Below are 464 nucleotides of genomic sequence, written 5' to 3' on the forward strand. Positions count from 1 at the left end.
GCTTAAAGGCCTTGTTTTGATTCCCGCTGGCATAAATTTATTCCTGATAAGGGATATAAAATGTATAACCGGCCAGGAAAAAGCGGATCAGTGGTCGTTGGCCAGGCGTGTTCGCAAACGCTTAATCGCCTGACTGTGGAGCTGGCTTACACGGGATTCCCCGACGTCCAGCACCGCCCCGATCTCTTTTAAATTCAACTCTTCCTGGTAGTAAAGCGTAAGTACCAACTTCTCCCGTTCAGGTAACGCATCGATAGCTTCCATCACCCGGTGGCGTAAATTACCCTCCAACAGATGATGTAACGGGTTGGCCTCTTCGTGCCCTTCCATCAATGCCTCGGCAGTATCGCCGTGCTCTTCGCGCCATTCGTCATAAGAAAACAACTGGCTACTGTTCGTATCCATTAATATCTGCCGGTATTCCTCAATGGGAATATCCAGCACCTGCGCCACCTCTCCTTCAC

General features: G+C 50.0%; 1 protein-coding gene. It reads right to left on the reverse strand.

Annotated elements, in window-relative coordinates; translation table 11 throughout:
* Positions 1–87 precede the first annotated feature (87 nt).
* The coding region (locus tag LC454_RS26250) for a sigma-70 family RNA polymerase sigma factor (RefSeq protein WP_223585390.1) at positions 88–464 on the reverse strand (377 nt) is incomplete at its 5' end.

This window comes from Sphingobacterium sp. GVS05A (assembly GCF_019969845.1).
Taxonomy (GTDB): Bacteria; Bacteroidota; Bacteroidia; order Sphingobacteriales; family Sphingobacteriaceae; genus Sphingobacterium.